34 protein-coding genes are annotated in these 25,063 nt (G+C 62.2%); 10 read left to right on the top strand and 24 right to left on the bottom strand.

The window, feature by feature from the left end:
- Positions 1-800 precede the first annotated feature (800 nt).
- Entirely contained in the window at positions 801-5,366 is a 4,566-nt protein-coding gene (mobF, locus tag ACFWAD_RS28840; RefSeq protein ID WP_378550059.1) for a MobF family relaxase, read from the bottom strand.
- A gap of 276 nt (positions 5,367-5,642) precedes the next feature.
- Here mobF and ACFWAD_RS28835 point away from each other — a divergent pair, with 276 nt between their 5' ends.
- The 3 genes from ACFWAD_RS28835 to ACFWAD_RS28825 all read left to right on the top strand — a co-directional run bounded on the left by ACFWAD_RS28835 (position 5,643) and on the right by ACFWAD_RS28825 (position 7,013).
- On the top strand, positions 5,643-6,089 hold the full coding sequence (locus tag ACFWAD_RS28835) for a hypothetical protein (RefSeq protein WP_378550056.1): 447 nt from the start codon (positions 5,643-5,645) through the stop codon (positions 6,087-6,089).
- Positions 6,090-6,285: 196 nt separating this feature from the next.
- Entirely contained in the window at positions 6,286-6,795 is a 510-nt protein-coding gene (locus ACFWAD_RS28830; RefSeq protein WP_064074521.1) for a hypothetical protein, read from the top strand.
- Between the two features lie 20 nt (positions 6,796-6,815).
- On the top strand, positions 6,816-7,013 hold the full coding sequence (locus ACFWAD_RS28825; protein WP_113684355.1) for a hypothetical protein: 198 nt from the start codon (positions 6,816-6,818) through the stop codon (positions 7,011-7,013).
- A 145-nt stretch (positions 7,014-7,158) separates the two neighbouring features.
- On the opposite strand, the gene ACFWAD_RS28820 is transcribed toward ACFWAD_RS28825, so the two are convergent.
- From ACFWAD_RS28820 to ACFWAD_RS28805, 4 genes are all read right to left on the bottom strand, one after another.
- Entirely contained in the window at positions 7,159-8,130 is a 972-nt protein-coding gene (locus ACFWAD_RS28820) for a DUF4192 domain-containing protein (RefSeq protein ID WP_378550051.1), read from the bottom strand.
- A 317-nt stretch (positions 8,131-8,447) separates the two neighbouring features.
- Complete coding sequence (locus ACFWAD_RS28815; protein ID WP_378550048.1) at positions 8,448-8,762, bottom strand: hypothetical protein; 315 nt, start codon at positions 8,760-8,762, stop codon at positions 8,448-8,450.
- On the bottom strand, positions 8,759-9,097 hold the full coding sequence (locus ACFWAD_RS28810) for a hypothetical protein (protein WP_378550045.1): 339 nt from the start codon (positions 9,095-9,097) through the stop codon (positions 8,759-8,761). The genes ACFWAD_RS28815 and ACFWAD_RS28810 overlap by 4 nt, the downstream gene beginning before the upstream one ends.
- An 87-nt stretch (positions 9,098-9,184) precedes the next feature.
- Entirely contained in the window at positions 9,185-10,081 is an 897-nt protein-coding gene (locus tag ACFWAD_RS28805; protein WP_378550042.1) for an ArdC-like ssDNA-binding domain-containing protein, read from the bottom strand.
- 779 nt (positions 10,082-10,860) lie between these two features.
- Between ACFWAD_RS28805 and ACFWAD_RS28800 the strand changes: the two genes are divergently transcribed.
- From ACFWAD_RS28800 to ACFWAD_RS28785, 4 genes are all read left to right on the top strand, one after another.
- On the top strand, positions 10,861-11,250 hold the full coding sequence (locus ACFWAD_RS28800) for a hypothetical protein (RefSeq protein ID WP_378550039.1): 390 nt from the start codon (positions 10,861-10,863) through the stop codon (positions 11,248-11,250).
- Positions 11,251-11,919 (top strand): hypothetical protein, encoded by a 669-nt coding sequence (locus ACFWAD_RS28795; RefSeq protein ID WP_378550036.1) that lies wholly within the window; start codon positions 11,251-11,253, stop codon positions 11,917-11,919.
- Between the two features lie 204 nt (positions 11,920-12,123).
- A complete protein-coding gene (locus ACFWAD_RS28790; RefSeq protein ID WP_378550033.1) occupies positions 12,124-12,768 on the top strand; it encodes a hypothetical protein in 645 nt (214 codons plus the stop codon).
- A gap of 138 nt (positions 12,769-12,906) precedes the next feature.
- Entirely contained in the window at positions 12,907-13,392 is a 486-nt protein-coding gene (locus ACFWAD_RS28785; protein WP_378550030.1) for a DUF6301 family protein, read from the top strand.
- A 138-nt stretch (positions 13,393-13,530) separates the two neighbouring features.
- On the opposite strand, the gene ACFWAD_RS28780 is transcribed toward ACFWAD_RS28785, so the two are convergent.
- From ACFWAD_RS28780 to ACFWAD_RS28770, 3 genes are read right to left on the bottom strand one after another with little or no spacing between them, the layout of a single operon-like run.
- Positions 13,531-14,094, bottom strand: coding sequence for a recombinase family protein (locus ACFWAD_RS28780; protein WP_378550027.1), 564 nt, complete (start codon positions 14,092-14,094; stop codon positions 13,531-13,533).
- Positions 14,091-14,999 carry a Fic/DOC family protein gene (locus ACFWAD_RS28775; protein WP_378550024.1) on the bottom strand — a complete coding sequence of 303 codons (909 nt, stop codon included), beginning with the start codon at positions 14,997-14,999 and terminating at the stop codon, positions 14,091-14,093. The genes ACFWAD_RS28780 and ACFWAD_RS28775 overlap by 4 nt, the downstream gene beginning before the upstream one ends.
- Positions 14,996-15,217, bottom strand: a complete 222-nt coding sequence (locus tag ACFWAD_RS28770; RefSeq protein ID WP_378550021.1) for a hypothetical protein — start codon at positions 15,215-15,217, stop codon at positions 14,996-14,998. The genes ACFWAD_RS28775 and ACFWAD_RS28770 overlap by 4 nt, the downstream gene beginning before the upstream one ends.
- A 391-nt stretch (positions 15,218-15,608) precedes the next feature.
- On the opposite strand from ACFWAD_RS28770, the gene ACFWAD_RS28765 reads away from it, so the two are divergent.
- Positions 15,609-16,412, top strand: coding sequence for a hypothetical protein (locus tag ACFWAD_RS28765; protein WP_378550018.1), 804 nt, complete (start codon positions 15,609-15,611; stop codon positions 16,410-16,412).
- A 102-nt stretch (positions 16,413-16,514) separates the two neighbouring features.
- Here the strand turns inward: ACFWAD_RS28765 and ACFWAD_RS28760 are convergent, their stop codons facing one another.
- The 13 genes from ACFWAD_RS28760 to ACFWAD_RS28700 form a co-directional block, all read right to left on the bottom strand.
- Positions 16,515-16,862, bottom strand: coding sequence for a hypothetical protein (locus tag ACFWAD_RS28760; protein ID WP_378550015.1), 348 nt, complete (start codon positions 16,860-16,862; stop codon positions 16,515-16,517).
- Positions 16,863-16,931: 69 nt separating this feature from the next.
- Complete coding sequence (locus ACFWAD_RS28755) at positions 16,932-17,150, bottom strand: hypothetical protein (RefSeq protein ID WP_378550012.1); 219 nt, start codon at positions 17,148-17,150, stop codon at positions 16,932-16,934.
- 69 nt (positions 17,151-17,219) lie between these two features.
- Positions 17,220-17,387 (bottom strand): hypothetical protein, encoded by a 168-nt coding sequence (locus ACFWAD_RS28750; RefSeq protein ID WP_378550009.1) that lies wholly within the window; start codon positions 17,385-17,387, stop codon positions 17,220-17,222.
- Entirely contained in the window at positions 17,384-17,602 is a 219-nt protein-coding gene (locus tag ACFWAD_RS28745; RefSeq protein ID WP_317419508.1) for a hypothetical protein, read from the bottom strand. Before ACFWAD_RS28745 ends, ACFWAD_RS28750 begins: the two co-directional genes overlap by 4 nt.
- Complete coding sequence (locus ACFWAD_RS28740) at positions 17,599-17,793, bottom strand: hypothetical protein (RefSeq protein ID WP_378550006.1); 195 nt, start codon at positions 17,791-17,793, stop codon at positions 17,599-17,601. The genes ACFWAD_RS28745 and ACFWAD_RS28740 overlap by 4 nt, the downstream gene beginning before the upstream one ends.
- The gene (locus ACFWAD_RS28735; RefSeq protein ID WP_378550003.1) at positions 17,790-18,365 is read right to left on the bottom strand and encodes a DnaB-like helicase N-terminal domain-containing protein; all 576 of its coding nucleotides are present in this window, start codon (positions 18,363-18,365) and stop codon (positions 17,790-17,792) included. Before ACFWAD_RS28735 ends, ACFWAD_RS28740 begins: the two co-directional genes overlap by 4 nt.
- Positions 18,366-18,371: 6 nt before the next feature.
- Complete coding sequence (locus tag ACFWAD_RS28730; RefSeq protein ID WP_378550000.1) at positions 18,372-18,692, bottom strand: hypothetical protein; 321 nt, start codon at positions 18,690-18,692, stop codon at positions 18,372-18,374.
- Between the two features lie 32 nt (positions 18,693-18,724).
- A complete protein-coding gene (gene nrdH / locus ACFWAD_RS28725; RefSeq protein ID WP_317419515.1) occupies positions 18,725-18,955 on the bottom strand; it encodes a glutaredoxin-like protein NrdH in 231 nt (76 codons plus the stop codon).
- Between the two features lie 569 nt (positions 18,956-19,524).
- On the bottom strand, positions 19,525-21,084 hold the full coding sequence (locus ACFWAD_RS28720; protein WP_378549996.1) for a ParB/RepB/Spo0J family partition protein: 1,560 nt from the start codon (positions 21,082-21,084) through the stop codon (positions 19,525-19,527).
- An 85-nt stretch (positions 21,085-21,169) separates the two neighbouring features.
- Complete coding sequence (locus ACFWAD_RS28715; RefSeq protein ID WP_021334482.1) at positions 21,170-21,424, bottom strand: hypothetical protein; 255 nt, start codon at positions 21,422-21,424, stop codon at positions 21,170-21,172.
- 33 nt (positions 21,425-21,457) lie between these two features.
- A complete protein-coding gene (locus ACFWAD_RS28710; RefSeq protein WP_042925381.1) occupies positions 21,458-21,664 on the bottom strand; it encodes a hypothetical protein in 207 nt (68 codons plus the stop codon).
- A 32-nt stretch (positions 21,665-21,696) separates the two neighbouring features.
- Positions 21,697-21,906 carry a hypothetical protein gene (locus ACFWAD_RS28705; protein WP_378549992.1) on the bottom strand — a complete coding sequence of 70 codons (210 nt, stop codon included), beginning with the start codon at positions 21,904-21,906 and terminating at the stop codon, positions 21,697-21,699.
- Positions 21,907-21,947: 41 nt separating this feature from the next.
- The gene (locus ACFWAD_RS28700; protein ID WP_378549989.1) at positions 21,948-22,088 is read right to left on the bottom strand and encodes a hypothetical protein; all 141 of its coding nucleotides are present in this window, start codon (positions 22,086-22,088) and stop codon (positions 21,948-21,950) included.
- Between the two features lie 604 nt (positions 22,089-22,692).
- On the opposite strand from ACFWAD_RS28700, the gene ACFWAD_RS28695 reads away from it, so the two are divergent.
- Positions 22,693-23,067, top strand: coding sequence for a hypothetical protein (locus tag ACFWAD_RS28695; protein ID WP_378549986.1), 375 nt, complete (start codon positions 22,693-22,695; stop codon positions 23,065-23,067).
- A gap of 61 nt (positions 23,068-23,128) precedes the next feature.
- On the opposite strand, the gene ACFWAD_RS28690 is transcribed toward ACFWAD_RS28695, so the two are convergent.
- Positions 23,129-23,467, bottom strand: coding sequence for a hypothetical protein (locus ACFWAD_RS28690; protein ID WP_378549983.1), 339 nt, complete (start codon positions 23,465-23,467; stop codon positions 23,129-23,131).
- Positions 23,464-24,267: a hypothetical protein gene (locus tag ACFWAD_RS28685; protein WP_378549980.1), complete on the bottom strand. Its 804-nt coding sequence runs from the start codon at positions 24,265-24,267 to the stop codon at positions 23,464-23,466. Before ACFWAD_RS28685 ends, ACFWAD_RS28690 begins: the two co-directional genes overlap by 4 nt.
- On the opposite strand from ACFWAD_RS28685, the gene ACFWAD_RS28680 reads away from it, so the two are divergent.
- Positions 24,234-24,440 carry a hypothetical protein gene (locus ACFWAD_RS28680; protein WP_378550145.1) on the top strand — a complete coding sequence of 69 codons (207 nt, stop codon included), beginning with the start codon at positions 24,234-24,236 and terminating at the stop codon, positions 24,438-24,440. The two genes, ACFWAD_RS28685 and ACFWAD_RS28680, sit on opposite strands and share 34 nt — an antisense overlap.
- On the opposite strand, the gene ACFWAD_RS28675 is transcribed toward ACFWAD_RS28680, so the two are convergent.
- Positions 24,365-25,063, bottom strand: a 699-nt coding sequence (locus ACFWAD_RS28675; protein WP_378549977.1) for an SOS response-associated peptidase, incomplete at its 5' end; no start/stop codon positions are given. The genes ACFWAD_RS28680 and ACFWAD_RS28675 overlap by 76 nt on opposite strands.

The raw sequence follows: 25,063 nt of genomic DNA, 5'->3' as shown, positions 1-25,063 counted from the left end.
CGAGTCCTTGACCATACGTTTCACCTCACAGTTACGGTAGATACACCCAACTATACCGCGTATCTATCGTAACTGCCCGTGTTTGGTCTAGCGGGCCAAGCTGCGTGCACCAGCTAGCGTGCGCGACGGCCGACACAAGAGTGGCCGCTTCTAGTCGGTGCTTACCAGTAAGATGGTCATAGGTAACTAGCGGCAACATTCTCGAACATATGACGGTGATTCGGCCGGCCGATCACCGCTCTGCTGTCGGTCATGCCCCTCGTAGAGGGACATGTGGATATGACCTTCGGGTCATCGAGAAAGGCTGGTTCCTCATGACGCAATGTCATGGTTGTTGTGGCAAGACAAGACCCACCCTGGTGTGGGTGCAGCTCATCACTGCACTCATGTCTGTAGCCAAGGTGGGTCTCGAATATTTAACTGTGTTACCGCTCTAACAGGACACTCAGATCGCGACGGCGGTCTAGTGACCGAAGCCGGTTCCCATTCCCGTGGGGCCGGCTTCGCCTGTTTCTGCGCTACGAAAGTGCAGCTCAGGTCTTGCTTACGCTATTGATTCTACATCCTTGCGCTAGCGGCGGGCAGATCCGGCGACGATGCGCTGCCTGTACGAAGTTCATTCGGCACTGTCGCACACAGGTATCAAACGGATTCATACCCTGTACAAGTTCTGTACGAGCATCATGTCCTAGGCCACCGACAGACTCACAGGGCCGCGCACGTCGTCTCAATCGACGAGTAGAGCGGATGGAGACTCCCGAGCTCGGTCCGAATACATCGCCAGCGCGGCAGCCTGCCCCTCATAGTCTTGGACTGCGCCGCCGCTGTTCCTGCTCGACGTGTTGAGCGATGGTGTGGTGGTGCTCGATCGCCGCTTGTTCGTGTTCCGCACTGCGTTGTTCTTCGCGATGCTCCGCGATGCGATCACCAAGGTCGACGATGTCGCGGTGAACGGTGTTGAAGGGTGCGATGTCGGCTTTGTTCTCGGGGCGGTCGCCGGCGACTGATGTGGTGTCGGTGATGTTGTAGCGGTCGCGGTATGCCTGGATTTCGGCGGCGGTGCGATCCCACTGCGCTGCCATCTCTGGGTCTTCGGGTCGGCTTTCGAGGTGCTCGATGAAACGCAGTTCGGGGTCGTTGCTGCGCTGCTCGTCGGTACTGATGCGGCGGGTGTTCGCGGTGTGTTCTTCGGCGATGTCGGTGTAGGTGGCGTCGAGTTGCTCGGCGAGTGTGGGGTCGACGAGGTGGGCGTCGAGGTCGGGGGAGGGTACCCAGTGCGGTGCAGCTGGGTCGGCAGGCGCTGATGCCTGCGGCGCGATGGCGTCGAGGGCATCGGTGATGCCGGTGACGTGGGCGGTGGAGTGGGCGACGGTCTGGATCTTCCGGAACAGGTCGTCGACGTCGAAGCCTGCGTGGGTGACGAGTTCGCGGATACGGCCTACTGCTGCGTTCCACCGCGGGTCTTCGGTGCGTTCGGCGGCCGCGATCGCGGCGGGGAAGTGTTCGCGCAGGATCTCGTCGTGTTCGGTGGCCCAGCGGGTGTTCGTCTTCTCGGTTGCGCTGGTGATGGCCGGTGCCATGTCTTTGATCATGTTCGCTACGGTGACGTCTTCGCCTCGCGCTGCGAGTTGCTGCGCGTGCCAGGCAAGAACCGCCTCGGGTGCGAGGCCCGCGAGCGCCGCTTTGCGCAGGTGGCGCCCCAGTCGCTGCGAACTGGCTTCGGCGAGAATTCGGTCTGCCATGTCGGGTTCGAAAGCTTCCCGCACGGGGCGGTGGACGCGGGTGGTGTCGAGCTGCGCCCGCGTCTCGTCGTAGCGGCGGATGGTCGCGCCGATGCCGTCGATGCGCTCATGTTCGGGGCGGGCGGCCGCGTAGCGGTCGGCGAGGATGCGGGCGTAGTCGTCGAGTTCTTTGTCGGTGCTGGTAGTGCGCGGGGGCAGCGGCGGGAGCGCGGTGTCGGCGCGCTCTGCTGCCGCTTCCGCTGCGGCCTGGGTTGCTTCGACGATGCGGGAGTTCAGGACTCGGGCCACATCGCGGGCGGTGTGAAGTTCCCCTGTTGCGAGTGCGTCGTTGAGGATGCGCCGGGCGCTGTCACCTCGGTCGTGTGCCTGTCCGAGTGTGGTGCGGAGCGCGGCGAGGCTGCCGGGGTTTTCGGCGGCGATCGTCGCGAGTAGTGCGGCGGGCAGCGCCCGGTCGAGGACGTCGTCGAGCCAGCGATCGCGCAACCTGCTGTGCGCGGCGTCGTACGCCTCGCGGAGGCGTTCGGGGCTGCGGGCGTGCTCGAGTGCGTCGCGGATCTCGGTGATGGCGGCTTTGTGGCCGTTGTCGTTGGCGAGGATGCGGGTGAGGACTTCGCGGGAGTTCGGAGTCTGGATTTCGGAGAGGTGCATCCCTTCGGTGTCTTGGGTGACGCCGGGTTCGACGGGGACGTACAGGTGGTTTTCGGTACGGCCGCGGGTGGTGGCGACGTAGAGGCCGGGCCGGTTGGTGGTGTGTCCGACTGTGGTGTGGGAGGTGTCGACGGTGATGCCTTGGCTGCGGTGCACGGTGGCGGCGTAGCCGAGTTCGGTGTTTCGCTTCACGTACCGGGCGGGCAGGGTGATCGTGCCCTCGTGGGTTTTGCTGCGCAGGTTCAGTGAGCCGTTCTCGTTGACGGCGGTGACGGTCCACAGGTCGCCGTTGCGGACGAACATGTTGCGGCGTTTGCCGCCCTTGGTGCGTAGCCCGCGCTTGTTCTTGCGGGTCAGGACGATGTCACCGACTCCGGCGTCGAGTTCGTCGGACAGGGTCACGGTGTGTTCGGCTTTGGCTGTGCCGGCGGCGCGGTAGTGCGCTTGGATCGCGAGGTTCACTTCGCGGACGTCGTCGCGGGTGGAGAGCATGACGATCGAGGATTTTCCGGCGTCGATGTCGGCGAGGTAGGCGGTGGCGGCGGCGTCTTTCATCTCGGCGGCGGTGCCGTCGTGGACCCATCCGCGGGAGTAGAACAGCTCCAGGCTGCTCTCGTCGCCGTGCCGCAGGGCGAGGGAGTTCTCGGCTTGTTCGGTGTCTTCGCCGAAGCGCACGACGACGGTGAGTTCGGGTGCGTTGGTTTCTTCGGCGAGCAGTCGCAGCGCTCCACCGGTTTCGACGGCGTCGAGCTGGTTCGGGTCACCGAGTAGACGGACAACGGCGCCCTTGGCTGCGGCGATTTCGGTGATGGCGGCGAGGTCTTTGGTCGATGCCAGGGATGCTTCGTCGACGAGCAGCATCGCCCCAGCGGGGATCTCGATGTGCTCGGGGAGGCTGCGTGGTTCGTAGTTTTCGAGGCCGCGCCACGGGTACGTCAGGGTCGCGAGGGTGTGGGCGGTGGTGCCGATTTCTTCGCCCAGGGTTTCGGCCGCGACGGCGGATGGTGCGAGGGCGATGACCTCGTATCCGGCGGCGGTCCAGGTGTCGGTGACCGCTTTCATCGACGTCGTCTTGCCGGTGCCGGCCGGGCCGATACCGACGGCGAGGAGTGTTCCGGCGCCGACGAAATGCTCGGCAAGCTCGCGCTGTCCGGCGTTGAGTGGGTGATCGCTCGTGCGGGCGATCTTCTCGACGGCCTTGTCGAGTCCGGCTTGCGTCGCGATGTAGGCGGTCGGTGTTCCGGTGGCGTCGAGCATGGATTGCTCGGCGGCGATGACACCTTCGGAGGTGTGCAGTGCGGCGCCGTGGCGTTCCAGGATGAACTCGCCGTTGCGGCGGCGCAGTACCTCGGGTGCGGGCGGAAGATCGGCGGCCGGCATGTGCACGGACTCGGTCAGAACGTGGGCGGTGACGGCGTCGATTGCCTCTCGGCGGGCGCTGTCGTCGTGGAAGGTGACGGCCGCGAAATTCGCTTCGACGGCGCTGTGAATGTGGGTGATCGCCCAGCTTGCGCGGACGTTCTCGAGGCGGTCGAGCACGCGGGCGGCTTCGACGTCGACGCTGTCGGCGGAGCGCATGGTGGTCGGGATGAGAGTTCCTGTGGCGTGGGTGTCTTGGATGTTGCGCCAGTGTTGTGCGAGGCCGTCGACGTGTTCGGGTGTGCCGAGGATTTGGGCGGATCGGGTGACCCAGTTGTGCTGCATTTCTCGCAATGTTTCGGGTTCTTGCTTGCCGGCGCGGGTGTCGAGGTTGGCTTGCTGGTAGAGCGCGTACATCGCTTTGGGGGAGGGCATCCGGCCGTGTGAGGCGCGGTAGTCAGCGACGAGTTGATCGCGGCGGGCTTCGATCTGGGTGCGGCGTGAGGAGAACATTTCGCATAGTTCTTGGGGGACTGCGGCCAGCTCGACGATGTCCTGGCGGCCGCGTCCGGTGGATCGAGTGGTGAGGTCGAATCCGAGTTCGGTGTGCAGCTTCGCCATGATCTCAGCGTTGTAGCGCTGCGACGCTGCGACGGCGTAGCGGTGCAGGGTGGAGCCGTCGAGAGCGCGCCATTTTCCGTCGTGCTCGGTGCAGACCTTGATGGAGACGACGGCGTGGGTGTGCAGGTTCGGATCCCCGGCGCGGGAGTCGTAGTGGTTGTAGAGGGTGGCGACCATGCCGGTGGTGTCGTGCACTTCTTGGCTGGTGGCGCCAGTACGGGTGAAGCAGGCTTCCTTTTCGATCCAACTGAGCGTGCTTGTGACGGTTTCGTGCTGGATACGTTCGATCTCGTGACGGGTGGCATCGTCGGCGAGTGCCCACATTGTCGACACACTCTTGGGCGGTGTGAACACCAGATCCTGTCCTGCGACGGGTTGGCGGACGCGGGATTTCTGGGCACTGATCCACGACCACAACTCGCGATTGTCTTCGGCTGATCGTCCGTGGGTCTGCTCGAACAGCCGGGTGCCGACGCTCTCCATGAGCGCAGCCGATTCGGCTTTCGACGGTCGACGTCCGTTGTCGGTGGCGAACTGTTCGAGGGCGGCGCGGTGCTCGGTCAGGAGCGGGATGTCGTTGGTGAACTTGGGGAACTTGCGTCCGAGCCGGGCGGCTTTGACGGCGGCGTCGGGCTTGGCACCGGCGGCGATGAAGTCCTCGATCATCGCGTCGGCATTGGGGTGCATTCCCTCGCCGAACAGTGCCTTCATCTGCGGTTCGGAGACGGTCTCCCCGGTACCGATTCGGTCCGCGGGATCGACTGCTGCGTCGGCGTCCATGCGCGCCAGGTCGTTCAGTCCTGCGCCGAACCAGGTACCCGGTGGGGTGCCGTGGGCGGTGTAGTAGTCGGTGAGTTCTTGCCCGTGCTCCAGCTCGCGGTCAGCGGTGGCGACCTGCTTTGTCAGGTACTCGTAGCCATCGCCCGCGTGCAGTACGTGGAGCGTCATCACAAGGCCACCATAGTCGCCGCAGGCGGCCTGGCGGAGGGCAGACACCCCCAAAGTCTGAAATTCAGCAAGAGGTGTGTCTGAATTTGGGGGTCGGGCTGAGTGAAACGAAGTGCATTTGGTGAGGAACGAACTGCTGGTGCTGAGGGAAGCGAAGTGTTTGAAAATATGGATGAGCTGGATGGATAGATGGTTTGACATGGTGATGTGTGAAAAGGTTCAGTGGAGTTGTGATGGGTGGCCCGAGTTTTTGAGCCGGGAACCGTTAGGTGGGTGGGGAACAATTGATGGCCGATCGCCGCTGCCGGCGGTAAGGTTTGCGGCATGGCGTCCTCAAACACATCCACGATCAGCGCGAGGGAACGGGCACGCGCAGCGAATGCCGCCCGTCTCGCGGAAGAGCAAGAGCGATTGAAGAAGGTCGAGGACGATCTCGTCCGATTCTTCAAGGCGCAGGAGTCGCGAGAGAAGATCGCGGACGATGCGCGAGTGCGTATCGAGCGTATCCGCGAAGAAACCGACACCAAGCTCGCCGATGCGGATCGTTCCGGTGCGGCTGCGATTGCGGATCTCAAATCTCGCGGCGAAACGGTGGCGAGCATCGCGCAGCTGACCGGCCTGACGACAACTGAGGTCAACAAATTGCTGCGGTCGACCAAACCGAAACAGAAATCGGAAAAGGCTCCCGCTGACAAGACTGCGTCGAAGGAAGATTCGTCACCGGCACCGGCACCGGCTTCGTCGACTGATCCGGCCGCGCTGGCGTCGTAGAAGCGACCAGCGAATCAATGTCGGCCTTCGCGGTTTTCCCCGGTTGGGTGTCAGCGACCGATTGTGCGTTGCCTGAGATCGAGCGGAGCGGGAACAGAAATCTCGGGCATCCACATGAGGGATATCGCTGTCCCCGGTTGGGGGAAACCGCGGCCGATTCGTCGGCAACTCTCACAAGCGTTAGGGGCGTGTGCTGATGCCAGACGTCCTAACGCTTCCGGCGCTCGGCGATCCGGAACGGGAACGATTCGAGCGGTTCATCGTGCGCGGACCGGGCGAGCGGGATTGCCATTTTTGGACCGGCAGCATTTCCGATGACGGGTACGGAAGATTTTGGCTGATGCGCGATGGTCGGCAGCGAGTCGTGCGCCCGCATCGGTACGCGTTGATGCTCGAACTCGGTCGGCCGTTGACCGATTCCGAGTTCGCGATCCACGAAGTGTGCGACAACCCGATCTGTGTCCGGGCCACGACGAGCATCGCCGGACGTCCACATGTGGTTGCGGGGACGCAATCGCAGAATCTTGCAGGGATGAGCGCGAAGGGTCGCGGCGGCGGCCGGGGGCAGAGCTGGCATTGGTACGGCCCGGATCGCGCCGCCCGTGCGGCGCGATCGAAGGCTCTGCGGGATGCGTTGCGCAACGGATGGGACGCAGACGCGGTGGAATCGGCGTTGCTTCGCACGGACACACCGACACTCTTTTGACGAGCGAAAGGCACGAGAAAATGAGCGAGAACTTCACTCCGCGGGAGCGGTCCGCAGTGGAAGCGGCGGCATACCAGGCAACGAAGCACACGCAAAAGATCACCGACGCGGATCTCGTTGCGGTCGTCGAAGGTTTGACCGGAACGTCGGTTGCGCAGACTCCGCGTATCGACATCGCGTTTCCGGCGGCGGGCGATCCGGACGAGCTTTTCCACTGACCGCCGCACGACGCGGCTCGGTTCGCCGGTCCGCGCAGTGCGGCGCAGTGGTTGTAAGGGCTCGATGCCCGAGCAACCACCACCACGTACGGGGGCGGCCCCGACTCTCTCGAGTTGAGTCGGGGCCGCGTTTTTGTCCGTTCGGCTATTCGGTGTCGAGGTCGATTCCCATCGACCGCGCTACCTCGACGCCGATGGTGGCAAGTTCGGCGATCGCCTCCGGCTTGATTCCGGCCGTGCGGGACGCGTCGAGCAGCTTGAGCAACGTCGTGAGGCTGGGGTCGACGCCGATGGCGCTAGCAGCGTCGAGCGCGATTCCGGCGGCGGCTCCGTCGCCGTCGACGTATGCGGCCAACCCGGCAAGGGTGAGGATCTGGACTCGGTAGTTTCCGCGTAGGTGCGTGGCGATGGTTCCGAAGGCGTCCGCTGCGGCTTGCGGGCTGATCGTGACGATTCCGATCATGGCATCGCGGTGGTGCGGGTCCGCTGCCGCGCACAATCCGGCGCGGGCGGCGAGGTCTAGACTGGGAACCTCGAAATTTCGTACGACTGCGGCGATTTCCGTGATCGTGTTTCGTGCGAAGTCCTCGCCCTGCTCGGCTGCGGCGGCGCGGGCTGCGTCCATGTCGGCGGCCGTGTCCTCGCGGTAACGGGCTTCGATCTCGGCGCGGCTGCTCGATGTCCGACGTCCGCTCATGATTCGGTTCATGCTGACCTCCGAGAGGATCGGGTCGGCGGTGCGGCCGCTCTCCTCGCCGTTGGTGTCGAACCACTCCGCTCCGATTTCGAGAGACTCGGCGACAAGGGTGCGGGCATTGCGGATTCCCCTGCTGTCGAGCTCGCGCTGCGCCGCCTCGATCTGATCGAGTCCGGCGGCGGCTACCGGACCGGCGCCGACGACAACCCAGATAACGGACGTGACTGCGGCTTGCTCGAGTGCGGTGCTGTAGTCGGCTGCCGCATCGGCACCGATGACATCGGTGCGCGCAACGAACGCGAGCGTGGCCGGTGATCCGGTGAGAGCGATCATCACGACGGAATTGACGGGGACGAATCCGAGCAATGCCGGGATTGCGGCCAAGACGTCGGTGGCGGTCCTCAAACGGATGTTCTGCATGTCGTTCCCCTTGTTGTGAAAGTGACCGGGCCTCGTGCCCCGCCAATTTTTTTCGCCTTCTGGCAAAGGAGAATCGCGTCGGCATGAGGGGGCCGGAGTGCCACCCCTGGGCCGAGAAAATTTTGACGGGAGCTTGCGAGTGGCGAAAATTTCTCGGAGCCATCGGCCGGCGCTTGCGCCGCCAGGGGTTGCGCGCAGGTCACCGCCGACGAGAATCGGAAGGCCAGAAGTGAAAACAAATCAATGCTTTTCACAGAACGGAGCGCAGCGGAGTTCATTTCGGGGGACACCGAAGGTGGCCGGCCGCCGGGCAGGCGTCACCTTTCCGCCGGCAGCGCGGCGTCGCGGCACTCCCACTGACCACCGACTCGGGTACAGGTGCGGCGTTGCTCGCACAACCAGCACCGTTGATTGCGTCGGGTCAACAACCGCGCTGCGGTCGCGGCGGGCCGTGGGTGTTCGGTGGTCTCGGCGCGCTCTCGCTCGGATACGGGCCTGATCATGTCGCCGAAGATGCGGCGGCACTGCGAGCAGATTTCTCCGTCCTCGGCCACGATGTTCGAGCATCCCGCGAGAACGCATCCGGTGAACATCTGCGGATCCACCATCGTCTCTGCCTTCGGGACGCTCACCACCGGAACCGGATTCCATGCGCCGCGGCGGCGCGCTCGACTCGGCCGTAGACACGATTCACGCGTGAGGGGGCGATCTGTCCGGCGTCGTAGGCGCGGCGGGTCGCGACGGCGAGCAGGGCGACAGCTTCGCGGGCGCTCACTTCGTGCGCGAGGGTGAGCCACCCGATTTCCGCTTGCATCCCTGTCGCGCTCGTGGCTGCGGTGATCTTTGCGGTCAGCGTCTCGAGGATCTCGGCGACCGCCATTCCTGAGGGTGTGATCGCGGGATACGCGGCGTCGATGGTGTTGCTGTACATCGTGTCGGCGCGCAGCTCGTCGGTCGTGGTGCTCATGTCATAGCCCTTTCGTAGACTTTCGGGTGCGACACCGGGCGGGCTCCTTCCGCCCGGTGTCGCACTGCGTGTGCGGGGTGCTGCCGTCTATGCGGCTGCGGTGTCCTCGGCGTCGTCGGAGTCGGGTTCGAGTGCCTCGGCGAGGGTGTGGACGGTCGCCAGGACTGCGCGGGCGGTGTCGGTGATGACCTCGAGGTCTCCGTTTCCCCATCCGGCGATGTAGCCGATGCTGTATTCGGTGGTGTCGAGTCCGAGTAGTCCGGCCAGGACGTAGGCGACGGATTCGGCTTCCACTTCGGCGCGGCCTCGGTGCAGCTCGGCGGGGTTAATGTCGCCGTTGGCGTGCATGAGCGCGTGGGCGGCTTCGTGAATCATCGTTTTCGCGGCTTGGGCGTCGCTGATCGTGTCGTCGACGATGATGCGGCGTGATCCGTCGAGGCTGGTTCGGCCGTTCGATTCTCCGGCGATGTGCTCGCGGGTGACGGTCCATCCCTGCTCGGTCATCACGTCCGCAATGCGGGTGCAGATGGCGGCGGGGTCTTCGCCTTCAAGTCGGGTGGTGATGGTTTCGGCTGCTTGGGCGGGGTGCCCTTCGATCGGATCGGTTTGGGCGATGTCGAACACGGACAGGATCGGGAACCGTGCTGCGCGGCGGGTGGTTTCCTCGCCGGTCTCGGTGTCGGTTTCGGTGATCTTCTTGGTCGAGTAGCCGAAAATCTTGATCGACTTTTCGCCCTTGCGGACCTGGCGTCCGAGTTCCTGCCACTTGCGGAATCCGGCGACCTGGCTCGCGTCCGGGGCCTGCGAGAAAATCAACATGACGTTGTTGAAGCTGTAGGAGTGGAACGCTGCTGCTGAGGTCAGGTAGGCGGCCCATGCATCGGTGTCGGTGAGCTGGGCGACCTTCGCGGTGATGCTCTCGTGCAGTGCGGCGGCCTGCTCGCGTCGCGCTGCGCTCTTGTCTGCCGTGGTCTTCGCGCCCATAACTTTCAACCTCCGCTGATCCTGTGGCGCCCCCTGCTCGGTGGCCGCCAATTTTTTTGCCCTGCTGGCAAAGGAGAATCGCGTCGGCATGAGGGGGCCGGAGTGCCACCCCTGGGCCGGGAAAATTTCTCTGCGAGCGTGCGAGTGCGGGTTGAGAAAATTTCTCGGAGCCTCGGGCCGGCATCGCCGCCAGGGGTTGCGTGCAGGTCACCGCCGACGAGAATCGGAAGGCCAGAAGGACAAACAAATCAACGCTTTTCGCTGGTGCGGAGCGCAGCGGAGCTCATTTCGGGGGACACCGGTAGGTGGTCGGCCGCCGGGCAGGCGCCAACACACTGCCGGCAACGGGCCAGGCGTTCGCACCTCCCGCTCGGGTGGCTGGCGGGGTGATTGTGCGGGAGCGACGGAGCTGGCCCACGGGTGTTGTCGCGGTAGCTCTGATCAATCTTGGATTGAGCTTTTTCGCCACAGTATCGAAGTTAGTTCGATGATGTTTCTTCAATTTTAACTTATCCGATTACATTCTTTTTTACTTATCCAGACACATTCTATCCAGTAAGAAGTTAAATAACTTTTTATGCGAGTTCCCATTCCTCCTAACGTCGCGGGAATGCTCGGCATGTAGTACTGTAATCACACCAACCGGAGCTTTGACCAGCTGGTTCGGTGCCCACACTGGGGGCTACCGGAATTGGCTTGGCGCTGTTATGGTTGGTTTCCGTTCACGAGCCTCGTGATCGGTTCATAACCAGATTGATTGGAAGGAACGCCACACATGTGTGCTTTTTCTGTCGATAGACAATTCAACTGGATCATTAGAAGGAGAGAAAAGTATGGGCGGAGATTATGAAGAAGGTATTAGTCAGGGTGCGGCTGGTCGTTGGGGTTGGCTCCGCTGGCGGTACGCGTCCGAGCGGGCCAAAGTAGTTCCTGGCGGCAAGAAGACGATTGCGGCGATTTACGTGCTGGCGAAGGTGCTCGTGTGGTGGTTTCGTCCGGTAGTGGAAATGCTGCTGTCTGCGGGTCCTGAGTGGATTACCGCCTGTGGCGGAGTTGGGCTGGTCCATGCAGGCTTGCCGTGGGTCCTGGCGCTAGTTATTTTCGCGTTGTTGATGCTCGTTTTTCGGTTGGTCGGAAAGTTCCGTACAGCTCGGCAGCAACATCTGTAGGTGCAGATCGAAGGGCGTGGCCAGGTCTATTACCTGGTCCACGCCCTTTTTCTCTCTCGGTTTTTCGTGCGGCGTGGTGTCGGTGTCCGCCTTTATGCTGCGTGGATGGACAGTCTTGACGACGCAATTGGACGTGAGCGGGCTCGTTTGGCGCGTTTGGATCAGTGGGCTACTGCGGAGCGGACGCGCGAGGCTGCGGCCGAGACTGCTTTAGTGGCGGCGATGGCCGAAGGTGTTCAGCGTCTGAGTAGTGGTGGAAGTTCGGTGTTACGGCTGGTGGGGCCTTGTGTTCGATGGTGGCATCGCCGGGATCGGACTATCGCGGTTACCACTGCGAGAGGGGCGAATTATCGGATGGTGTCCGAGCAGCGGTGTTGGAAGTTGAAGATTTCGGGCGATGCTCGTGGGTCGGGTAGGGCTGTGTTTCTTCTCGATGACGGGTCTGTGGTGGACGTTGCGCACGATATCGAGGTTGTTTCTTCGGATCGGGATGTTGTTGCAGTGACGCGTTTTCCGGATTCTAAGAAGTTGTTGCCGATTTTCGGTAGCACCGATCCTGTGTATATCGGCGACAGTTGGGACATCGAGGAGCCTGCGGTGGCTGCGGTGAAGAATGCGTACGCGTGCATCGCGTCTGCGGTGGCGGCGTATGAGCGTGGGGAGCGGTGACGTTTGGTCGCGAACAGTTCGGCAGTGTCTGGTCAGTCAGTCGCTGCTGGCAGTTTTCGAATGTAGTACTCGTCGCCGTGATTTGAGCGGTTTGTTCGCTGAACAGGGGGTTTCATGAGTCGAGTTGTTCCTGATCCTGCACCGTGGATCGACGGTTTGCCGCGGGATAGGCGGGGTTTCGTTGTTCCGGCGGAGTCTGCGTGGGTGGATGGTGTGCCGGTGTTGAGTAGCACGTCTCCTTTTCGGAATGTTGCTTTGGTGATGCGCCGCGGGTGCGCGGTGTGTGGTTTCGAGATGCCCCGCGGCCGGCCTGTGTATCGGGCTTTCGCGCAGGGAGATGCCGCGACGATTCGGATGTATCAGCGTCCCCTTGCCAATGATCGGGATGTGCCGATGCATTTGTCGTGTGTTCTGTATTCGGCGATGGTATGTCCGTACCTGCGCGAGAAAACCTCTCGTTTGGGAGGGGAGAACACGATCAATCCTGGCCGCCGACGTGGTGGTATGGCGGCGGTGTTGGGCTTCGAGGACTTCGGGTTGATGGTGTACGCGGGTCCGCACCACTTTTTGGATAGTGCTTTTCCCGCGCCGAATGTTCCGTATGTCGGCTTGGTGGAGGACATTCCGTATCGGGATGGGGGCGAGCTTGCTGATCGGTATGCGGCAGCGGTTGTGTCGGATTCCGAGGTGATCGACACTTCGGTGGAGCGGTGTTTCTGGTCGGACAGTGTGCATGATCAGCGCCAGTTGGATCGTGCGGTCCAGTCGGCTGCGAGGGTGATCAGGGATAGCCTGCCGGTGAGAGAGCTCAAGTTCGAGGGTTCACAATTCAATCTCTATCGTTTCTGAGCCGTCGTTGTAAGCACTGCTTGGTCGGTGCGAATGTTCGCAGGCCGCCAGGCTACGCGAATCCTTTGCGATGCATACACACTCAGTCTCGTGGTGCGAGTGCAGGAACGACGATCACGAAGGAAGTAGCATCCGCACATGCACGTCGACATCGAAGGCGCCACCCGGATCGCCCGCCTCGCCGCAGAATTCGACTGGACCTGGGCCGTCGACGACCTGGATCCCTTCTGCGCACAAGCTGGATGGGAGCTCGTCGAACTCATGCAAGGTGGCGCCTCGATACGGACGAACTTTCATGTCAGCCGGCCGGAGGCGCACATGTTCGGGCGGCAACACAGAATGAATTGGATCTCGATCTTCGTCACGGACCTGGCAGATGACGCCACGCCCATGACAGTGGTGCGCCCGCTGCTGGACGAAGGGTTCACGAACCTCGATGTGGCATTTACCGCACTCCTGGGGACAGCCACGAGCGCCGAGCCCGGACCACCGGCAGCTCTCCGGTGGGACCTGCCCAAAGTGGTCGTCGAACTCAGTATGAGCCCCAGCGCGATCCACCTGCGTCTGACGAGTCCGGGATTTCAGGCATGGGTGGATGAGCCCGAACCGGAGGACGAGGACTAGCGATCGAGGTCGGCGAGATCGCATCCGGTGTGGGAACAGGTTTGCGCGCTCCTCACGCGAATCGGACCACTCGCATCGAATGGTGGCTGGTTACTCGGTGATTCGGGCGAGTGGGAGGGTAGAGAGGTCCCAATCGATCTATTGAGCGTCCGTCAGGAGTGCGCGGCTGACCGAGGATCTGCCGACGCCGAGCGTCGAGGCGATGGCGTCGAGACTTTTGCCTTGTTCGCGGAGGGTGCGGGCAAGTTCGATGCGCTCGGGTGTCATGACAGTCGGCCGACCGCCGTGTCGACCTTGCCGGCGGGCGGCTTCGAGGCCAGCGTGGGTGCGTTCGACGATCATGCGGCGTTCCATTTGGGCGAGGGCGGCCATGATGTGGAAGAGGAATTCGCCGCCTGCGGTGGTGGTGTCGAATCCTTCTGTGAGGGAACGGAATGCGATGCCGCGTTCGCCAAGAGTGTGGACGGTGTCGATGACGTGGCGGACGGATCGGCCGAGGCGGTCGAGTTTCCAGACGACGAGGACGTCGCCGTCGTTCTCGCGAAGGTAGTTCAGGCATTCGGTGAGTTGGGGGCGCTGAGTTTTGGAGCCTGATTCGTAGTCGGTGAAGATGCGGATTGCTCCGGCTTGTCGGAGTGCGTGTTCTTGCAGTTCGGGGTTTTGCTCGAGGGTGGAGACGCGGGCGTATCCGATGATGCTCACAGTCTCGGTCCTTCTGGTCTGTTGCTGTGTTGTGGGATGGTGCGGCTGTTCATGAGTTGGTGGTCGACCTCGGGGCTCCAGTGGGTGTGGAACTTGGTGGTGTCGAGGTCGGCTAGTTCTCGTTCCGGAGCGGCTGGCTTGGGCGTTGGTCGGATCTCGGTCGACTGCGGGTCATGTTGTGGTGCTTCGGGTTTGATCTGGCTCGCCCAGGTGTAGGCCTGTTCGGGCATGGTGTCGTAGTGCTCGATCATGGCCTGCCAGTGCTCGGGGAAGGTCATGGTGGTGCCGCGGGCTGCGGTGGCAATCGAGTCCGCGGGCACTTCGGTGACGGGTTTGATCGCGGGGCGCAATACGTCGGCGAGGATGGTTCCGCCATCGATGTATGCGAAGTTGCGAGCAGCCTGGACGGCGTCAACGCTGAGTTGGCGCCACTCGATCGCCCATCCGACGTCGCGGGTGAGTTGGTCGAAGAAAACCCTTTGGGTGCGGGAGTTTCCGTCGACGAACGGATGGACACTGGTCAGGTCTCCCCAGTGGCCGGCGAGATCCTGGACGAACGCTTCGTGGCTGTGGTGGTTGACGTAGACGCCGCTGTTGATGTCGGCGAACACTCGATCGAGTTCGCCGGGGATGGCAGCGGGCGGGTCGTGGAGGATTCCGAGATCGCCTGGCGCGGTGTCGATCGTGCGGATTTCACCGGCCCATTCGTAGAGGTCACCGAGTAGGCGACGGTGGATTGCTTGCAGGTGGGCGAAGTCGAAGTGCCCGTCGATCGGGTTCGCTGCCAGCTCCGCCATTCGTGTTGCGGCGATGAGTGCTTCGGCCTGTGCGAGCGTGTGAGGGTCGGTGTATCCGAGCCGGTTTCGTAGGACCGTGGTGCCCGGATAGTGATAGTCGTTGCTCACTGAGCGGTGCGGGAGTTCAGTTCGGCGAGCCCGCGGGCGATCGCTTCGTCTCCGGTGATCTCGCCGTTGAGGACAGCTCGGGCTGCCGCTTCCGCTTCCGCGGTGAAGGGGACTCCACCCATTTCGAGGCCGGCGCGGATGCCTGCTATTTCCCGTTCGATCTCACCCGCGGTCAGAATGCGAGTGGGTTTACGCGGAATCTCGTCTGGATTCGTCATGGTCTGGTCCCCCGGTCGTAGTTTTGCGGCTGTACGCGTTTCTGCGGTTTCGACGCCGCCGACCCGCTGTCGGAGGTCGCTGGCGGCGTGTTCGTCGTTCTGCGTTGAGAGTGATGCTATCGAACCGACCGAAAACGGTCTACCCGCTAATTTCGGTCGAAGCAGTTTCGGTCATGAGTTTCGGTCGACGGTTTCGCATGGTCGCTCGATCACGCCGATTCGGGTCGATTCGTGGGCCGAATACGATCGTTTGTGGTCGGACCTCGGAATCGCTGCCGATGATCGGCATGGCGATTGGGCACGCAGCCGGTGCCTAGCTCCACGAAGAAATTCTGCGTGGCGCAGCGATGAGCGAGAGCGGCAGAACTCGAAGTATCTGCAAAGATGAACCATGCCCAACAGCCAGCGCCTACTGACCGAGATCGAGCGGGACCTACTGGACGGCAAACCACTTGCCGACCTTCTTCGAAAATGCGTCCTGCTCGGAGGCCGCTCCGGGTCGGTGGAATTGCGCGATTGGGCAACTAAAGAATTGAAGGGGTACGAAGGAGTTAAGGATGACGAGATACCTTCCTACCGGACCATATATGCGGCAATCCAGCTGGACGGAGTGACCCCTGGATCGCATGTAAAAGGACAACGAATCTCTGCAACTGCATTGCCTGATTTCGTACAAAAAACCGTTTCTGAAAAAATAACCATGCACCAGTCCGTCGGCGAACTGGAGGCGATGGTACAGAGCGTCTCCACAGGTGAAGCCTTACATCTCTCACTTCCGATGGCGGCAGAGATATGCAGGGTGATGAACACGGACAACCCCGGACAGACGATTATCTCGCTCTACTGGGCCGTTTCTACAATTTCCATCCATGGAATCCTCGACAATCTACGCACAACTTTGACCGAGCTTATTAGTGAACTTGTGGGAATCATGCCAGAGAATCAAGAAACCCCGACCCCCGACCAGGCCAGCCAGGCAATACAGGTAGCGTTCCACGGAAAAGCTTCAAACGTCAGTATCAATACTTCCCAAGCTTCCGGCGGAAGTATTAGCTCGGCAACCCATTCTCCGACAGAGAATACCGCTGATCTCGATCCTGCTTGGTGGACACTCGGAACGAAGATTGGAGCCTTTGTGGTTGGAGTAGCTGTTATCTTGGGCGCAATATTTGCATATATGGCACTTTATCGGTGATGATTCACCAAACTGTACGCGGGCACATCCGCAAGTTATAACGCGCGTTTAAGCCGATCACAGTTTTCAGTGATCACGGTTGCGTTGTTCGGGTCTGCTCACTCATCGGTTCATCTCTGTGTGATTGTTCGGCCACACGGCGGTGCGCGGTGCCTGTTTGGTGGTGTGGTTGGTGGGGATGGGTGCGAGGTGGTGGAGTCCGGGGAGGCTGTAGGCGGTCAGTGCGAGTCGGGTGCGCCAGGCTTTGTGTTTGAACGCCCAGATCCAGTGTCCGGTCATCCAGATTGCGAGGCCGGCGGCGAGGATGGCGTAGGCGGTGGGTGTGCTGCCGGTGAAGCCGATGCGGAGCAGTCCTTCGAAGACTGCGATCGCTCCTGCGAGTCGGGCGATGATTGATCCGAATCCCCAGATCAAGAGTGCTGCTACGGCGATGATCGCGGCGATAGCCATGCGGTTGTCCTCCTTCTCGTGGGTGATTCGGGTGCGGTTCGTCGTGGTCGAGCGCCGAAGAGTGCGCTGCTAGCTTTGTCCGCTGTACCGGCGCCATACGTAGGGGGCGGCGGCGAGGAGAACCAGCAACAGCGTGACCAGGGCGAAGATGATGCCGAATTGCCACGGTTTCATTGCGTCAGATAGGAACAGCCAGCCGATCAGTGTTCCGAGTACGAATCCGGCTACTGCTCCCACGGCCCCTGCTTTTGCGGCGGGGGCAAGAATGTTGGTGATCTCGTTGTTCATGAGCGTTCCCTCCTGTGTTTTCCGGTGAGTGTGCCGTGTAGGTCCGACAGGGATTGCAGTCTCGACCGGTCAGAACAGGGCGTTTTGGGTTTGTGCGGCTGCTGTGTCGGTGCGTTTCTCGTAGGCGGTTGCGAGGGTTCGTGCGGTGGTGGGGCTGCATCCCATTTCGGTGCCGATGTCGTCCCAGCTGGCCCCGTGGTGGTGCAGTTGCCAGGCGTCGTGTTCGTCGTCGCTCATGGCCGCTCTTTCTCTTCGGCGGGTGTGTTGAGTTCCCGGCGGAGGCGTAGGGCTAGGACGTAGTGGTAGACCGCGAGTCCGAGGAGGCTTGTTCCGGCGATGAGGGAAATGGTTGTTCCGCCGGTGAGGAAGATGATGCCTACGGCGAGGCTGATCAGCGCGACGACGGTGTGCGCTTTCCAACCCGGTCTGCTGGTGTCTTTTTCGGTCGTCATGGTCGATTCTCTCTGTCGCTTGGAGCTTTTCGGAGTCTGGCGGCTTTGGTGAAGCTGTAGACGGAGGCGGTGAGGGCGATGATTCCGGCGGTGATCACGTGTTTGGTGCCGATGGTGAAGTCCAGGGCCGCAACGGCGAGCGCGAGGACTCCGAAGATGCTGTGTTTCACCACACCTGGCTTGTTGGTCATGGGCGGCCTTCGCGGATGGCGGCGAGGCGTTGGGAGGCGGCTCGGCGTTCGCGGCCGATGCTGAGCAGGTGCTCGAACAGTTGGTCTTCGGGGAGTTCTTCGGCGGCTTGGGCGAGGGAGCGTGCTGCTTCGCGGAATCCGCGCCGGTAGGCCTGGGTGAGGACTGCGGCGATGTTGTGCTCGAGTTCGGCGGACGGGACGCCGATGGTGGTGATGTCGGTGAGTGCTTTGGTGAGCTGTTTCCCGAGGTGCCCGCTGGTGCGGCCTTCCTGCTGCAAGGTAGTGAAGACGTGGGCACTGTTGTGCGGCTTGCCGGCCTCGACGAGTTCGGAGATGGCGGCGAACAGTGCCGCGTTCACGGGCCGGTAGAAGTCTGCGCTGGTCAGAGCTGCGACGGCACGCTTCGCGCTCTCGGCCGGCGCCCAGAGCAGCGAGCACAGGAGCTGAGCCTCGACGTCGAGGGCGGTGCTGTACTCGTCGATCTCGCCTTCGTTGTCGGTGAGGTCGTCGAAGTCTTCGGCGGTGGCCAGTGAGAGTGTCACGTCGGGGTCCTTGCTGTCGCCGGTGGGCATGGGAGGTCAGGGTCGCGGTGAGGTGAGTTGCCGGTGACTGCGCAGGATCTCGGCGGCCGCGCGGAGGTTGCGGGCAGCCTCGGCGAGATGAGTGGCGACGTCCTGGTCATGGGCGACAACGTCTTCGCCGGTGTCCGTGCCGGGGGCGGTGTAGAGGGTGTGCAGCTCTTCGCGTGCATCACTGATTCCGGCGAGGGAGTCATCGAGGGCGGCGAGCATGGTGCGGAGTTTGCGGTCGACGGATTCGCTGTCGCGGCGGAGCTCGGCGTCGAGTGCGCGGTCGACGAAGTCTGCATCGGGAGTGAAGGTGAATGCTGCTGCGGTCATGGTGTCCTCGCTTCGCTGGTGAAAGTGTGTGGTCAGGCGGCCGGGGTGAGCTTGGAGATTTCGTCGGGACGGAATCCACTCCAGTGGTCTTCTCCTGCGACGACGACGGGGGCTTGCAGGTATCCGAGACTCATGACGTAATCGCGGGCCTGTGCGTTTTCGGTGATGTCGATGACGTCGTAGTCGATTCCCGCTTTGTCGAGTGCGCGGTAAGTGGCATTGCATTGCACACATGCGGGCTTGGTGTATACGGTGATCGCCATTTTCATTCCCCCTTGTCGGTGATTCTTTATTGATTTCATTCTATCGAATAATGCGATATAGAACAATACTTTCGCGGCATTTCTTCGGTCAGTTTCCGATTTAGTTAATGACATATTCAATCATTTTCACATTCTTTCCCTAATGCCGAACCGTGACATACACAGCTACTTGCACGCGTTCTACCTGCAATTTATCCACCTCCCCCGGTATGTGCCGATATTCTGGTCTCGGCGGGAGCGGGTCAAGGTGAGTGTAGGAAAAAATATCGTAGCGCCTTTGTTCGAGCGCGCGAGTGGCGCGTGTGGATATTATTTCTGGAGCGGCCTTGATGCGCGAGCGTCGGGATAGAAGAATGTTCACACCGGGGCGGGTCGGTTCCTTTTCCTTGCGCTTTTGTCGTGGTTAGGGGCCGGCGGCCGGGCGCTTTCTTGCGTGTCTGTGGTGGTGTCCGCATTCCGCCCTTCCGGTCCGCCGGTGGCTCTGACCGCCGGCCGGAGGTGGAAGGTGCGGGGCGGAAGGGCGGACGGTCCCCAGCCCTTTCGTGGCTGGGGATCGCCGCTTCATCGGGTCAGTCGATCGCGACCTCGTCAAATGTGAGCTGTCCGGTGATGATTTCCTCGACGGCGGCGAGGGTGTAGCCCTGTTCCATCAGGAAACTGAGGTACTGGTCGGCATTCTTGGGCTTGGATCGCCATGCGTCTTTGACCATGCGGGACTCTTGCGCGGCGATCACCAGCGCGAGGAGCAGCACCTGAGCGCGAGCCTCGGACACCTTCGCCACTTGCTCGGCCAACTCTCGGCCGGGGTAGTAGCCCTTGAACCCGAGCAGCTCACCGAGTGATTCCGCTGCCTTGTATTCCGAGATCAGTCCGGGATCGCGGGCGAGGGTGGTCGCGACGTAGGTCGCTGCCGTCTTCGGCGGGGTCTTGCGGGCGAGCAAGGTTGTGCGCAGAAACTCGCGGCGGACGGTGGTCGCGGCCTCGGCCTGCTTGTTCAGCTCGCGGACTCGTCGGCGTTCCTGCTTGTCCTTCGCTTCCTGCTCGCGCACTGCCCGAGCTGCCTCGGCGCGGTCATTTCCGCTGCCACCTGCGGCGGCGGGAACCGCGCCGATGATCGGGCGCGGTTCAACTCCTGCGCCTTCCTGGTCGATGCACCAGTATTCCGGGAGGTATTCGGGCCGGTAGTCGACGGTATTGGCGTGCCGTAGCCCTTCATCGGGTACGGCGGAATCGTCGTCTTCGGTGTCCCAATCGACGTCGTCGTAATCGACGCGCTCGCCGGTGGCTTTGTCGAAAAAGGCGTCGTTCAATCCCATGAACACTGCCCAGAACTGCGGGGCTGCGTCGATCATGTCCGGGGTGACCTCGTCGCCGTCTGTGGTGACCAGGTCGGACGGGGACGGCACCTCATCCCCGAAACTGACGTGATCGTGCGGAAGGATCGTAAATCCCTTCTCCTCGAACGGGGCTGCGGCGAGGGCGTATGCCTCCCGTTCTTCACGCAACCCGCGTAGTCGCTCCGCTACGTGGTCGAAGTCGTAGTACCTCGTGGTCAGGAGCTTTTCGACGGCTTCGGTGTCTCCGGCTTCCTCGAACTCGGCCACTACTGCCGCATGTGCAAGGTCGAGCTGTCCGGCGTCGAGGGCGGCGCGGGCTGCCTCCGCTTTCCCTACCGCTGCCTGGGCTTTCACATCCTTTTTGTCCATCGCAAGGGTCTTCGACACCTTCGTGATGGATGCGCCAAATTCGAGCATCTGCGCAACTCCTCGGGTGTGCTGAGCTGCGGTCAGCCCTTCGCGGTGCCGGTTGGCGGTGATCTGCTTGCCGATCCGGTCGACGGCGCGGGCCTTGTCGCTGCCTTCGGTGTCGGGGTAGATCACGACGGGGATGGTGGCCAGGCCGGTTTCGCGGGCGGCGAGGGTGCGACGCTGGCCGTCGCGGACGACGATCGTTCCGTCTGCGGTTCGGACGGCGCTGATCGCTTCGAGTACTCCGTTTTCACGGATGGATTCGACGAAGTCGGGGGTCTGCGCCAGATCGACGCTGTCGCGGACGTTCTCGCCGATGTCGAGGGCGTCGGGGTGCAGCTGCGCGACCTCGAGTGCGGCGGCGGTGTGTGTTGCGGTCATCGCGATTCCTCTCGTAGACTTCGGACACGACACCGGGCAGGTAACAGCTGCCCGGTGTTGTGTTGTTTCCGTAGGGTTTTCAATCTCAAGCGGTGGCCGGTTCCAAGATCACTTGATCGGCCGTGGGGTGGCGCTCTCGGCAGCTATCGGCCTCGATGTGTGCGTCCATCAGGTCGGAGGCGTGGCCGTGGTAGTCGAGCGCGATGAGCAGCTCCACGAACACGTCGATTTCGGAGCAGCAGTTGTGCTCGACGACGCTGGCGAGATATTCGGCTGTCTCGAACAACTTCGCCCACGCATCCGCTTTCTCGCAGATGTTGTGTAAGTCGTAGCCGTACATGGGTTTCCCTTTCTGTCGGGTTGGCGTTGCCGGTCATGCGGCGAGCAGTTCGGAGGCGACTGCGAGGGCGTTCTCGGCGTTGGTGAGGTGGCCGCTTCGGACGCGGCCGTGCGGGAGCCTGTTCGCGTGCGCGAGTTCCGCTGCGGCCCAGGTCGCCAGACTGCGAACCTGCTCGTTGCGCTCTTCCTCGCTCAACGGGCGGGGGGCGGTTTCCTCGAGGTTGATGATTGCGGTGCTCATGTCGGTGTCCTTTGCTGGTAACTGGTGGTCGATTAGTTGGTGGGGGTGGCGGCGGCGTCGATGTCCTCCTCGGGGTGTCCGGCGTCGCGGGCTGCGGCGCGGGCTGCGGCGAAGGCGTCGACCAGGGCGGTGATGTCGGTGAACCCTTCGCGGTTGGGGTCGAACATCGCTGCATCGAGGGCTGCGGTTGCCGAGGTAACTGCGGCCAGTGCGGGTGCGAGGGTGGGGGTCTCGGTGCTCATCGGTTGGTTTTCCTTTGCTCGAGGTTGGTGGGTGATTGTCGTTACTCGGCGTTGACGCACTGTGCGGCGTCGTTGTGCATGCGAGGGCAGGAGTAGTCACCGCACCCGCAACCGAGTCCGGCGTAATGGATGGTTGCCGCGCTGTAGTCGCCGCCTTCGGTGTAGTCGTCGCCGTCGCTCATCGGTGACCTTTCGTTCGTGGCTGGGGACCAATCCCGTGCCCCGCCAATTTTTTTCGCCTTCTGGCATAGGAGAGTTGGACCGGCATGAGGGGGCCGGAGTGCAACTGGTGAGCGGAAGAGTTTTTCTGCGAGCGTGCGAGTGTGGGTTGAAAAAGTCTTTCGAGCCGAAGGCCGGAGCGAAGCGGAGTCAGCGGTTGCGCGCAGGTCACCGCCGGTCAAAATCGGAAGGCCAGAAGGAGAAACAAATAGAACTGCTTTTCCGGACGGAGCGAAGCGGAGTTCTCTTCGGGGGACACCGCAGGTGGCCGGGCCGCCGGGCAGGCGGATGCAGTAGGTGATCCGACCGACCGGGTTGAGTGCCAGGCATTTACTCATCTGGAACTGAAAGCGGCAAGCGGACCGTTTCCGCATCCGCACTTAAGGGCAATCAGCCGTGTTTCGCCTAGTCGTAAAGTATGAATGCCCAGATTGCGAGCCTTTCGGCTACCGCTGACGTGACCGACGTCATGCTGTCGCAAATGTTCGGTTACCAACTTTTGCGATACCGTCAGTTACATCAAAGTGGGTTGCGGCCGATGCAGCCTTCGCGTCACAGGAGGTTTCCATGTCCCGTTCACGTGTGGCCGTAGCTGCGCTGCTGGTCCCGGTCGCAGCCGGCGCTGTCGCCCTCCTCGGCGCGGGTGCAGCCTCTGCCGCAACCCCGTACTCCGGCAACGGGTATGTCGGCATTCGATTCGATCCGAACGAAACTCAATTCATTGCCGACACCAATGCCGCGGATTTCCTCGAGGTTGTTCCGAACGACTACTGGAGCATCGCCCTCGGCGAAGGCTCGATCTACAAGGGCGACGGTCAGTACGTCTACGCCAGCATCGATCAGTTGGTCGAGGAAACGGCGTCCCACCGAGGTGAGATCTCCTTCTCGCTCACCGATCCTGCGATCTGGGACAACAACATCTACATCCTCCAGCACTGGTGACATAGATCGAGTCGTACGCGTAGGGCCGGTGAGCGCATTGCTCACCGGCCCTTTGGTGCGTTCAGGAGGTGGCCGGCACTTCGGTGATGGCGTCGGCGGTCACGAGCATGTCGATCTCGACGAGGTTGGTTCCGCCGGCATCGGTGACACGGACGGTGATTCCGGCCAGCCATTGGCCGTCGTGCATTTTCGCCCAGAATTTCAAGGCTCCGTCCAGGTATCCGGACATGTAGAGCGCGGATGTTTTTACGCGCATGCTCACGTGATCGGCGCGTGAGGCTCCTCCGCGTCCGAGTGGAAGTGCCCGCCCGATGTCGACTTTCACTGCCCGGGGCGGGTCGAATGTCCTGATCACGGGGTGATCGGGCCAGCGTTCGGTCCAGTGGTCGGTGTTGATCACTGTGCTGCCCTCAACGGCGGTGTCGATGCGAGAGTGGTGTCGTCGACGGTGGCCCAGCGGAGTTGTCCGGTGTTGTCGCAGATTTCCATGCGGCCTGTGCGTTGTTGGAATCCTTTGCCGGCGGCCGCGACGTCGAGCCGAATGCCTGTCACACGCCCTCTCCCCGCTGTCAGTCCTGTGTATCCGGCGACTCGGGATGAGATTCGCAGATCCGGGCCGTCCCATTGCCCTTCTGTCACGATGAGCAGCGATCCCTTACTCCTCGCACGCGCGGCCACCGCTCGCCCGCGGGAGGGCGTTACCGCGCCACCAGAGAGTCCCAGGACAACCACGTCGAATCCCTCCAGCAGAATTGCGGCGCAGTCGATTGCGGCGTCCTTGGGCTGGGGCACGAGGGCTACCTTCGCCAAGTCGCCGCCCTGCTCGTGGAAGGCGAGGAGTCCGAGTCCAGGCATTCCGATCACCGCCACGTGCCCACCGGCAGCGGTGACGGTGGCGAGGAGTCCGATCAGGACCGATGCTGCGCCGTCGACACTGACGACGGTTCCGCGTGCCAGTCCCCCACGTGGGAGTAGATCGCCGATCGGAGTAGGGACGGGAAGCATCCGGAGGGTCGATTGCGCGGTGGCCACGATCGGGGTCGGCTCGCGCTCGCCTACGGGTTTGAGCATCACCGACGGCGTAGCGGGTTCGGTGCCGTCGGAGCGGGCAGGGATCGAGGCCATCTTGCGGCGTAGCTGTTCGAGCTTTTCCGCCTTGGTCAGCACTGTTGTTGCTGATGAGTGGGGCTGTTGGTTCATCGTCGCCCCCGCTTTCCTGGATCCGCGCGCACGTCCCGCACACCAGGATACTCGAACACAAGTTCGATCAGAACCGTATCGAAAGAGGTCCGGATCGCTACGGTCGGGCCACCGGTTCGAGCAAGCTCGGATCGTTGTTCCTCGGAGAGTTCACAGCGGTCGAGACTTCGTAGGGTTCGAGGTGCGGCTCCGGAACGGAGTTGATCATGGCCTGGACTTCACCTTTATCGGTGAGTGTCGGGTCGAGCCAGTGCTCCCAGAATGATTCGGGCAGAATCAGCGGGGATCTGTCGTGTATGTGTCCCGTGGCATCGCTGGCTGGCCGAGTCAAGACCGTGCAGGTCCATACCCACCTGTTCGGATCATCTTCGGGCAGTTCAGGATCGGGCCACAACTCGTACAGTCCGGCCATTGCAAGGATGTCGTCCTCGCCGTGAAGGAAGTATGGAATCTTCGACCCTGCTTCACTTTTCATCCATTCGTAGTATCCTGCGGCGGGGATGATGGCACGCCGTTTGGATGCACTACTTCTGAATGATGGCTTCTCCGTGACGGTTTCACTGCGGGCGTTGATGAGTTTGGACGCCATCTTCCGATCTTTTGCCCAGGCAGGGAGCAGGCCCCATTTGACGGTCCGGAGCTGGCGCTGTGGCTCGGCGTCGGGTTCCTCGTGTGGGGTTCGTTCGAGGATCACCCGGACAGGTTGGGTGGGTGCGACGTTGTAGGACGGGGGAAGTTCGTCGCCGACGGTCTGCATCGTGTCGAAAAACGACTGCAATTCCTTGCTTGAGCTTGT

The organism is Rhodococcus sp. NPDC059969, assembly GCF_042738325.1.
In the GTDB taxonomy this organism is placed as follows: domain Bacteria; phylum Actinomycetota; class Actinomycetes; order Mycobacteriales; family Mycobacteriaceae; genus Rhodococcus_F.
The sequence above is the reverse complement of the archived record's forward strand: the minus strand, read 5'-3'. Positions and strand labels throughout refer to the sequence as shown.